Below are 5,216 nucleotides of genomic sequence, written 5' to 3' on the forward strand. Positions count from 1 at the left end.
CAATGTTGTGACTGGTTATCGCTACTGAAAGAATGGGCAGCGTCATCGAGATTTTCCTGATCAGGAAGGGCTTCTATTCTTCAGGAGTGATTCAGTACAAATCTCTTTGTTTTTCCTCGCCCTTGTTTTTTGAAATGAGTGAGGTGTCTACTTTATGATACTAATGAGAATATGATATTCAAGTCATGGCCATCCGTAAGAGTATCTACCCCTTCTATGTTGCCTGACTGCGGGTAAATTGCATAATCCAAAATGCTCGAATGCACTTTTAATATCTCTCTTTACTTGATATGTGATATACGTCGAATTTGCCACACAAGTAAATAAAGTCCGTAATTCTTTCTCGCATAGATGACTCATTATTTCCATGTTTCTGCATTCGTGACTTACTGTGTCTTCAGGAAAATGATCAAACCCGATATCTATATCAAAGACTGTATCGAGTGGAAGGTTATGCTCGTTTGCATTGAAGCGTATGTGTTGAGAATTGTGTCTTTCTCTATTTGGTTCGTAATACTGTGTTAAAGAAGTACCTGTGACCAAAAAGTATTCAATCTGAGGCGTAATCATACGATTTGGACATCCCAGATAGATAAAGTATCTATCCTTCACAATCTCATCGTGCTGAAATGGAAAGTTATGCCACTTGAATAATACTCCAACTTGGAAATCATCGAGGTTCACAATTTTGAGTTCCTGTCTAGATGGCTTTTATCATGAAATGTTGGACTGCAGCCTCTTCGATAGGAGTTCTCGCATTAATATCCTTTTCCAAGACATCTGGAAATGAATCCAGTGGGTTAATAGGTACTCTTTGACTAGTATTTCTCCGGTTCCAGGCCTTCCTCCAAGCCGGAATCTGTCTATGTGTGATCTCACAAATCTTATCACAAGTGATATCCCGAGAGACATATTTCTCGAGAGTTGATTCTATTAAATCAAGTTCATGATCTGAAAAGAATTCCAGATTTGGTTCTGCCACTGGTTCATAGATAATCTGTTGCTCGCTAGTCTTCTTCAGAACAACGGTATCTCTAAATGGTTGATTTCTCAAATTTTCTTCACGGTTATCGTATAATACTCTCGGCACTGGTCCATTTGTGAGTGCTATATAATCGAGGTCGAACATTGTTCTTCCAGTTTCTTTTACTTCTGTAAAATCAATCAAAGCAAGATACTTATAGATATATGTCTGATATGCAGGCTTGTTTGTGAGCTTCTTATGGATGATTGCAATATACGCAAGAGCGTTTTCTAATCTTTCCTTCTCGTATGCCAAGATATACTCCTTTTCTCATTCATACTAAGTATCAACCCTATATGTATACGGTAATCTAATGACAGGCTGAAGTCAACAAGTCTCTTCTACGATTTTGTATAAATAGCTATATTTCAGCACTTATAGCGCTTATAATACGTATTCCTAATAATGCAATGTTAGTCAAGAAACATGCAAACATTGCAAGGGCGGCGAGGATGGAACAGCTCTTCAGGTGGTTCATAAACGAGGGGGCTTGGACCCCTTTGTCGCCAACTTGACGATCTACCAGATGCTCAATGAGCTGGAGCTTTCCTCTGAAGAGAAGGATGTGAAGATCTCCCCCTTGGCAATCCAGACCTACCGATTGATCAAGATCCGTTTCAGTATATATCTCTTTGTTTTTCCTCGACCTTGTTTTTTGATCAGGGAAGCATCAACCATCTGACGGAGGATGAGGTATGCACGGGTCTTCTTTACTCCAAGCAAAGTTTGTGCTGATTCATCAGTGACATAACCTTCTCTTTGAATTTCCTCCAAGATTTGTTTGAATTGCTTGGACGAGTAGAGCGGAATAGGTTCCTTTGCACTTGCTTCCACTGGTTGACTCTCGTTCTGGTTTGGAAGGACTATTTTGAATGTGTTGGGTGTGACTTCGATTTGTTCATGGGCTGCCATATGTGTATATAGTTCTCTGATCCTGATTAGTCCGGTCCCATAAGCTTCAACATAACCCAAACGATGAAAGATATCAGCAAGCAAACGGTTCCTTGGTTGTGAATTTCCTATCTTCATCATAGAACGACGATTCTAGCAACAAGAAATAGTATCCCTTCACCGCTCCTGCGGTCATACCTTCCATTTATAAAGAGAGAGTTGTATACTTATATTGAAAATAATTGCCGATACAGGCAAAAAAATTCAATGAGGTGTATTGTGGAAATATTGAGAGATATATATGTGAACGCATTGATCAACAGAATGAACAATGGGATGATCAAAGTTATCACAGGAATAAGAAGAAGTGGAAAATCATACCTGCTTTTCAAGCTCTTTTATGACTATCTTATATCCACAGGGGTCACAGAAGACCATATCATTCAACTAGCATTAGACATTCCAGAAAACAGAGCATATCGGGATGTAGACACACTATATGAGTATATCCTGTCCAGGATAGAAAACACCAATGAACAGTATTTTGTCCTTCTCGATGAAGTTCAATACGCAATTACAGAAGATGAAATGAAGCATCCTGAGAAATCTCTTGGCTTGTATGATGCTCTTAATGGTTTGTTGCGCAAGAGAAACGTCGATACCTACATAACGGGAAGTAATTCAAGATTTCTTTCTAGTGATATCCTGACGGAATTCAGGGGACGGGGGGATGAAGTCCATATTTTCCCTTTATCATTCAGAGAGTTTATGCAGGTGTTCGAAGGAGATAAAAACCAAGGATGGTCAGATTACATCATGTACGGAGGATTGCCCTTGGTAAGTATTCTTCCAACAGTAGAACAAAAAGTTACATATCTGACGAATCTGTTTGAAGAGACATACCTGAAGGATTTGATTAATCGCTATCATGTCCAGAAAAGCAGAGAACTAGAAGATCTCATGAATATTCTAGCATCAACTATTGGCTCACTTACCAATCCTTCGCGAATTGAAGCAACCTTCAAGAGCGTGCTGCATTCTTCTATAAGCGTAAATACCATTAACCAGTACATTGGGTACCTGAAGGATGCATTCATCATACATGAAGCAAAACGTTTCGATGTTAAAGGGAGACAGTATATTGGTACTCCTATGAAGTACTATTTTGAGGATCTTGGTCTGAGAAATGCTCGTCTTGGCTTCAGGCAGATTGAGGAAAACCATATTATGGAAAACATTATATACAATGAACTGAGGGTGAGAGGTTTTTCTGTCGATGTTGGGGTGGTAGAGATAAGAGCGAACAACGCCTCAGGGAAAGAAGTGAGAAAGAAACTGGAGGTAGATTTTGTTGCCAATTTGGGAAGCAGACGATACTACGTTCAGTCTGCATTGGCACTTGGAACAAAAGAGAAACTTGAACAGGAGCAGCAAAGTTTAGTAAATGTGCCCGATTCATTTAAGAAGATTATCGTTGTTGGTCATGAAACCAATCCTTGGCACACAGAGAAAGGAACATTAGTAATAGGAGTCCAGCGATTCTTGCTTGATGCGAATAGCTTGGATTTATGACAAGTGCAGTGATGAATTGCTTTTGCCGTGCTCTACACTCTTTGCAGGGTAGGATGTTGGTAATGCTAGGTAATGGTATGTATAATATTGAAAATTACTGCCGATATCGGCAAAAATTTTCAGTATTTTGATTTTCTAAGAATTATAACTTAGGTTATAAGTCCTTTTATACCCTACAGGGTAAAACTATATAATTAACCCTATAGGGTATATCTACAATATATACCTTGTGGGGTATGCTGTTTTTGTGGAGGACCTATGCAGAACCTAATATTGACCCCGTTCCAACTTGCCTATTATCTAAAAAGTAGACGAAAGAGCTTGAACCTCACACAGAAGCAAGCTGGAGAACTTGTGGGACTGTTGCCCAAGACCATATCTGCCCTGGAGTCTCATCCAGAGCGATGTTCCCTTGAAAGCTTTTTCAAGCTTGTCTCTGCTCTGGAGATTGAGATGCTCTTGCAACCAAAGCCTCCGCTAGATGAAGAGACAGAGAAGGATGAGTGGTGATGAAACATACCTTGGATATATGGATGAACGGAAAACATGTAGGAAAATGGACGCGCACAGGATCAGAGCAATCCTTCAGGTATGTGGAGTCGTATTTGAGAGACCAAAATGCTCGTCCCCTTTCTCTTTCTCTTCCGCTTGGACCGGTTTCCAAAGAAATAAAAGGCCCAGAGGTAGCATCGTTCTTTGACAATCTACTCCCAGACAATGCTGATATAAGACAGAGGATTCAAAGGCGGTATGGACTTTCTTCGAGCTCTCCTTTCGACTTACTTTCTGAAATAGGTCGCGATTGTGTTGGTGCTCTTCAGATATTACCTGAAGGAAATGCTATTCCAGATGTTCATGTAATCGAGGGAGAACCTCTCAGCGAAAAGGAAATTGAAAGGGTTCTTCATGAGAGTTCCACGGGATCTCTTCCTGGCCGGGCGAATGATGAGTCGCTACGTATTTCGATTGCTGGGGCACAAGAAAAAACTGCATTACTTCGTAGTAACAATCAGTGGTGTAAGCCAATTGGAGCAACTCCAACTACGCATATCTTTAAGTTGCCATTAGGAGAGATTGGTGCTCTTAGAATGGATATGCGGCAATCCATAGAAAATGAATGGCTATGTCTCAAAATTCTTGAAGCATTTGGTCTCGATGTTGCTAAAGCAGATATTGCAGTATTTGGAACGCAGCGAACTCTTGTTGTTGAACGTTTTGACAGGAAACTTTCTTCTGATGGTTCTTGGTGGATGAGGCTTCCGCAGGAAGATCTATGTCAGGCTCTGGGAGTTTCTCATTAAAAGAAATATGAGCATGAAGGAGGGCCTGGTATTATTGAGATCATGCATTTCTTGCTTTCATCGAGTAATCCACAGCAAGATAGAAAACTATTTCTGAAAACACAGCTTCTTTTTTGGTTGCTTGCAGCCCCGGACGGGCATGCAAAGAATTTTAGCATCTCTATCGGGAAACAAGGCCGATACTCGTTAACACCTCTGTATGACGTTATGTCTGTATATCCGGTAATGGGTCATGGAACTCAAATGATTACCCCAGAGAATCTCAAGATGGCAATGACTGTAGATGGGCATTATGAGTGGAACAAAATACAAAAAAGGCACTGGGAAGAGACAGCTAGGATATGTGGTGCTAGTAGTAGTATGAAAGAGATATTCACTGAGGTGCTTGAGCAGTTGCCTGGAGTAATCGATAGGACCTCTGGACAGCT

The 5,216-nt window shown here is 40.5% G+C and carries 5 protein-coding genes and 1 pseudogene; 4 read left to right on the forward strand and 2 right to left on the reverse strand.

Going from position 1 to position 5,216, the window contains the following annotated elements:
• Positions 1 to 700 precede the first annotated feature (700 nt).
• Positions 701 to 1,279 carry a type II toxin-antitoxin system antitoxin SocA domain-containing protein gene (locus AB7S66_RS11155; protein WP_428520020.1) on the reverse strand — a complete coding sequence of 193 codons (579 nt, stop codon included), beginning with the start codon at positions 1,277 to 1,279 and terminating at the stop codon, positions 701 to 703.
• 214 nt (positions 1,280 to 1,493) lie between these two features.
• Between AB7S66_RS11155 and AB7S66_RS11160 the strand changes: the two genes are divergently transcribed.
• Positions 1,494 to 1,706: a hypothetical protein gene (locus AB7S66_RS11160; RefSeq protein WP_428520027.1), complete on the forward strand. Its 213-nt coding sequence runs from the start codon at positions 1,494 to 1,496 to the stop codon at positions 1,704 to 1,706.
• On the opposite strand, the gene AB7S66_RS11165 is transcribed toward AB7S66_RS11160, so the two are convergent.
• Entirely contained in the window at positions 1,619 to 2,056 is a 438-nt protein-coding gene (locus AB7S66_RS11165) for an ATP-binding protein (RefSeq protein WP_428520022.1), read from the reverse strand. The genes AB7S66_RS11160 and AB7S66_RS11165 overlap by 88 nt on opposite strands.
• 138 nt (positions 2,057 to 2,194) lie before the next feature.
• Between AB7S66_RS11165 and AB7S66_RS11170 the strand changes: the two genes are divergently transcribed.
• The 3 genes and pseudogenes from AB7S66_RS11170 to AB7S66_RS11180 all read left to right on the forward strand — a co-directional run.
• Positions 2,195 to 3,487 (forward strand): ATP-binding protein, encoded by a 1,293-nt coding sequence (locus AB7S66_RS11170; RefSeq protein ID WP_428520024.1) that lies wholly within the window; start codon positions 2,195 to 2,197, stop codon positions 3,485 to 3,487.
• Positions 3,488 to 3,745: 258 nt separating this feature from the next.
• A complete protein-coding gene (locus AB7S66_RS11175) occupies positions 3,746 to 3,997 on the forward strand; it encodes a helix-turn-helix domain-containing protein (RefSeq protein WP_198890819.1) in 252 nt (83 codons plus the stop codon).
• Positions 3,998 to 4,020: 23 nt separating this feature from the next.
• A pseudogene (locus AB7S66_RS11180) lies at positions 4,021 to 5,216 on the forward strand (type II toxin-antitoxin system HipA family toxin); the annotation flags it as partial.

The sequence above is a fragment of the Sphaerochaeta sp. genome, from assembly GCF_050178175.1.
Taxonomy (GTDB): domain Bacteria; phylum Spirochaetota; class Spirochaetia; order Sphaerochaetales; family Sphaerochaetaceae; genus Sphaerochaeta.

What these genes read in the sequence shown, in the direction of transcription:
- AB7S66_RS11175 (WP_198890819.1), top strand. Translation starts at nt 3,746, where the DNA reads ATGCAGAACCTAATATTGACCCCGTTCCAACTTGCCTATTATCTAAAA.
- AB7S66_RS11165 (WP_428520022.1), bottom strand. Translation starts at nt 2,056, where the DNA reads ATGATGAAGATAGGAAATTCACAACCAAGGAACCGTTTGCTTGCTGAT.